The organism is Planktothrix sp. FACHB-1355 (genome assembly GCF_014748295.1).
Classification (GTDB): domain Bacteria; phylum Cyanobacteriota; class Cyanobacteriia; order Cyanobacteriales; family Aerosakkonemataceae; genus Aerosakkonema; species Aerosakkonema funiforme_A.
The window spans coordinates 1-4,373 of sequence record NZ_JACJUP010000554.1 but is presented as its reverse complement, the minus strand read 5'-3'; the positions used below and the strand labels follow the sequence as shown (position 1 = coordinate 4,373).

4 protein-coding genes are annotated in these 4,373 nt (G+C 46.1%); 2 read left to right on the top strand and 2 right to left on the bottom strand.

What is annotated here, in order from left to right; all coding sequences use genetic code 11:
- Positions 1 to 16 precede the first annotated feature (16 nt).
- On the bottom strand, positions 17 to 1,144 hold the full coding sequence (locus tag H6S82_RS20485; RefSeq protein WP_190462610.1) for a DUF4350 domain-containing protein: 1,128 nt from the start codon (positions 1,142 to 1,144) through the stop codon (positions 17 to 19).
- The gene (locus tag H6S82_RS20480; protein WP_190462607.1) at positions 1,141 to 1,737 is read right to left on the bottom strand and encodes a DUF4129 domain-containing protein; all 597 of its coding nucleotides are present in this window, start codon (positions 1,735 to 1,737) and stop codon (positions 1,141 to 1,143) included. Before H6S82_RS20480 ends, H6S82_RS20485 begins: the two co-directional genes overlap by 4 nt.
- Positions 1,738 to 1,857: 120 nt before the next feature.
- Between H6S82_RS20480 and H6S82_RS20475 the strand changes: the two genes are divergently transcribed.
- Both H6S82_RS20475 and H6S82_RS20470 read left to right on the top strand, forming a co-directional pair.
- Complete coding sequence (locus H6S82_RS20475) at positions 1,858 to 2,322, top strand: NADAR family protein (RefSeq protein WP_190462605.1); 465 nt, start codon at positions 1,858 to 1,860, stop codon at positions 2,320 to 2,322.
- Positions 2,323 to 2,999: 677 nt separating this feature from the next.
- A partial coding sequence (locus H6S82_RS20470; RefSeq protein ID WP_191056632.1) for a GAF domain-containing protein occupies positions 3,000 to 4,373 on the top strand: 1,374 nt, incomplete at its 3' end.

Below are 4,373 nucleotides of genomic sequence, written 5' to 3'. Positions count from 1 at the left end.
TGACTTTCGACTTTTATCACAATTGATTAACCCTTTGCCATTTTCCTAACCAGCTTAGCAACTCTTGCTCGCTAATTCGACGTTTTGTAGATTGTAATTCCAGCACTTGTTCCAGTTCGGCGGCGGGACGCCCTGTTTGTTGTACCCAGGCGTTGATAAGGCTTTCGCGATCGATCGGTGTCGTTCCCAATCCCAAAGCTTTTTGCAACTGAATTTGCTCTTCTTTGCCGATCGCCTCCACTACAAACTCGCTACTATTAGCTTTTTGCAAAACGCCAGCTAGCGCTTGGATGTAAGCTTCGCTGTTATCTACTGTTGGCGATGCCAGGGTAATCGGTTGTCCCAGGCGGCGGTTGTTAGCCAGCACCAGTACTAGGAGGATAACACCTGCTTGTACAAAAATACTCACCAAAGGCGTTTTGGCTAAATAAGTTATCCAACTGCCTTTACCTTCTGCAACGATTTCTTCTTTATCTTTGTAGCCGTGGATATATTCATCTACAAAGATAGATTTGCTACCCTCACTCACCAGTTGTGCTAAAAATTGATAGTTACCGGGTTCGTCCTGATAAGCATTGGCGGCAAGATGGGGAGTAGTGGCGTAAATTATCTTTCCTTTGCCTAACTTTTGTTCCCAAACTATCGCACCGAAGCGATCGGCTAACCTGATTTCTTCTTTTGCTTGCAATTGCCGCCGCCGTCGTGTCTCAATTTTTACTTTACCCGTCTGACTTTCTGGCACAGTGCTAAAATTTGCCTCTGTCACCGGTTGGCGCACTCCCAACATGACTAACTTATTGCCAGCTTCCACCCATTCCCGCTCCCGATAATAAAGCGAATCATAATCTAGCTGGTTGTGAACCCGCAGTAGAGTGATGGAATTTTGGATTTTGGATTTTGGATTTTGGATTTTGGATTGAGATTTCTGAAGGCTAACTCCCGGTAAATCGGCTTTTTGCCAACGTTCGATCGGCGTCCCCCGTTTTGCCATAAAGGCGTACCAAGCACCGTAGCCATCGGGAGCGCGGCTGTAAGTAGAACCGCTACTGAGCTTAGTAGCAAGCGGAGCCGCCATTAGGGTGAGGAGAATTATTACCGCTACAGTCAGCGCCGCCAGCCATAAATAGCGTTGTGTGAGTTTCATTTTCGATCGATTTTCCGATAAGCCTGCTGACATAGCTCAAAGGTTTCTGGGGAAATCTCCGCGTTACCAAAACAAAGTTCTTCGTGAGTAGTAAGTAAAATTTGATACGACTCTTGTTTGGGCAGAGTCTCGGTTAATTGCCGATATTCACCATCTGTGCGACTGGGGTCGTTGAGGATTATGCCAGAGTCGTGCAGTTTCTGCAACATTGCCATGTAAAGGCATCGCAGGGCTTCGCCGTAGTTACCTTGTTGGTAAAATTGCTGCGATCGCTTCACCCAATCTGCTGTTGCGATCTCTTTTGCAGGCGTTGATTGATTTGCCGAGTTCCCCATCTCAAAGCTGAGAGAACGTAGGTAAGGACGCAAGATCAGCCACAGCTGCCAAAGTAACCAGGTAGCGATCGCCGCCACTATTATCCAAGATACCGCTTTGAATATCGGCCATAGTAGGTCGCCTAACCAGTCTGGGGTCGATATATTGGGTATTCTGGGCGTTTGGGATAATTTCAATTCCAGCCACTCCCAAAACTGCTGCTGCAACTGCTGCACCTGCCAACCGAAATTAGTTTTCTCAAATCCATCAGCGGACACGCTTGCATCTCCGACAGGTTTACTAACTAATGCTGATTATCGGCGATCTCAAGCTTTCTGGGAAAAATTAGAGGACGGCTGGGCATGGTAAAAGTTGAAATATAACATTGTAGCTTTCAAATGACGATTTACTTTTACAAGGTAAGCGAACCTTACGGCTGTTTTTCTAATTTCTCTCCCCACGGCATTCATTTAGACGGGGAATATTGGCCGACGGTGGAGCATTATTATCAAGCCCATAAATTTTGGGGTACAGAAGATGCACATTCGATCGAAATAATTCACAAGGCCCCCACTCCGGAAATGGCCGCTTCTGTGGGACGCGATCGCACCCGCAAAGTCCGTCCCGACTGGGAGCAAGTTAAGTGCGCCATTATGCGGTCAGCGGTACTTACCAAGTTTATTACCCATGAGGACATCCAAACAATTCTCCTTTCCACAGGCGATAAAGTAATTGTGGAAAACTCGCCCACTGACTACTATTGGGGTTGCGGGAGCGATCGCACTGGCCAAAACCATTTAGGTCAAGTTCTCATGAGCGTTCGCCAAGAAATCCGCGAACGCCTTTGTAAAAATAGGGGTTAGGCGCTCTTGGGTCGAATAAAAGAGATTTTCTTTTTTTGTTTTTCCATCTAACTAAACCCATAGGCCGACCTTAAAATAGATATTTTTTACCTAAGTTAGTTGACAAGCTAAAAATAATCGGGTATTAATATTCTTTTTAAATAAAACTCGGATAAAAAGGAGCGCATAGGTTCTACAAAATCAAGTCTGATATCTAATCGTTGGAGAAAAAAGTCCCTTAAGCTGGCAAACTCGTGGCTATTAAATGAAAGTAGATGCGGAGATTTTCCAGCCATTAAGTAAGATCGTGTTTATCGCTGGCTAGTGGTCGCCAATATCTTTTTTGGCGATCCCCTCTCGTCTTTCGCAGAAACTGTTCCAGGGTTGGCAACCTTTCCGCCGCGACTCCACTGTCAAGAATAATGAATTTATGCAAACAAATAATGATTTTTGTGAAGTTATGGACATATAATTTAAGAATATTTAATATTTGAGTAAGGACAAATTCTTAGGGCTTGGGTAAACACAGCAGGCTTCTATGAAAAATCGTGGGTTTAGTAGGGGCGCGTTTAAATAAATATTTAGTAGTTGGTACAGACAGGTTTGGGAAAACCCGCCCCCACCTTAAAATCCAATTTCTGGCCCCAGAGTGCATAAGTTCGGACTTGATAATTTGATAAATTTTTTGGATATAAGCAATGACTTTTACAAAGAAGACACCCCAAATACCGCCAGCCATCGATCGGGAACTATTGCTGCGTCGGATGACTAACCGCATCCGTCAATCATTAGAGTTACAGGAAATTTTGAGAGCAACTGTAGCGGAAATACGAGCTTTCTTGGGTACAGATCGGGTCATGGTCTATCGCTTCCATCCGGATAGCAGCGGCGAAGTGATTGCGGAATCGATCGACGAAGATCGCCTCCCTTCTCTACTAGGTTTGAATTTTCCAGCCGATGACATTCCACTAGAAGCCCGCGAACAATTCATCAAAGCTAGACAACGCTCGATCGTGGATGTCGCTTCGCAGCAAATCGGTTTAAGTCCCCTCGACTGCGCTCAAACAGGCGAGCCTCTCGAAAAAGAGGATATCCGCTACCGACCTGTAGACCCATGCCATATTGAATATCTGACAGCAATGGGAGTGGTGTCTTCCTTAGTAGTGCCGATTCTCTATTACGATGTGAGAACCCACCAGGCACAGCCCCATTTATGGGGGCTACTGGTATCTCACCACTCCGAAGCAAAGCCTATTTCGGAACTAGAGCTGGATGCTGTCCAACAAGTAGCCGATCAAGTTTCGATCGCGATCGGTCAATCTAACCTACTCAGCCTTGCCCGTCAACAAGCGCAACGAGAAGCCACAATCAACCGAGTTGCGACCCTGCTGCACGCCCAACCAACTATTCAACTGCAAACAGCTTTAGAGGAAACCGTTGCTGTCTTTCAGGGTGCGGGAGGCAGAATTTACATCCGCACATCAGACTTTCATCCTGAAATTGAAAGTTTAGCGCACGACCGAGTATATACCTGCGGCACTCAACCCAACCAAACAGTTGACTTGTGCGGCGGTAACATTGTTGAGCCGTCACAAACACAGGGAGAATTATCGATATCCTGTGCCCGATGCCCCATACCAGATCCCCGATTTATCGAACAGTACCCCTGCTGGTCTTCCGCTGTAATTGGCTATCCAGAAGTTGCGAAAACAGCAACTCGCGTGCGTGCGATCGCCGATATATATCAAGACTCTCACTATCGAATACTCGCGACCGCATTTCGATCTACGAAAATTCGCGGATTATTAATAATTCCCTTGGAGTACAGGCAAAGATTTCTCGGCTATCTAACGATATTTCGCGATGAAATTGACACCGAAACTTTGTGGGCTGGACAGTTCGACCCCGATCGGCGACAATACTATCCCCGTCGCTCCTTCGAGACATGGAGAGAGTTAAAAAAAGGTCAACCTCGCAACTGGACTCCCCAAGAAATTGAACTTGCGGAAGCGCTGGGGCATCACTTTGCAATGGCAGTGCAGCAATATCAGCTTTACCAACAAGTATTTCAT

Coding starts and splice junctions, on each gene's coding strand:
- H6S82_RS20485 (WP_190462610.1), bottom strand. CDS start 1,144: ATGAAACTCACACAACGCTATTTATGGCTGGCGGCGCTGACTGTAGCG.
- H6S82_RS20475 (WP_190462605.1), top strand. CDS start 1,858: ATGACGATTTACTTTTACAAGGTAAGCGAACCTTACGGCTGTTTTTCT.